Annotated in this window: 1 protein-coding gene; it reads right to left on the reverse strand. The window is 38.9% G+C overall.

Going from position 1 to position 257, the window contains the following annotated elements; all coding sequences use genetic code 11:
* On the reverse strand, positions 1–257 hold a 257-nt coding region (locus ACPYOM_RS22985), incomplete at both ends, for a hypothetical protein (protein WP_481347739.1).

Consider the following 257-nt stretch of genomic DNA (forward strand, 5'->3'; position numbering starts at 1 on the left):
TAATAAACCCGGGTTACCAGATTTCCGTCTGTCGTTATAGTCTGATTGGGGCTGATCGGATTAGTTCCTGCGTTAGCATTAGCTGAAGTAGCATAAAATTCTGTCACGGGAACCGTAGAAGGAGAGATAAGCATTCCGGCAGAAAGAGTATTGAGATTGACTGTAATATCATCCGTTCCATTAAAACAGATATATTCTTTCTTGTCATTGGCAACAATTTTAGTAAAGGTCACATTCATATTGATTGTTGCTATAGC

This window comes from Monashia sp. HAY1-2A, assembly GCF_056755315.1.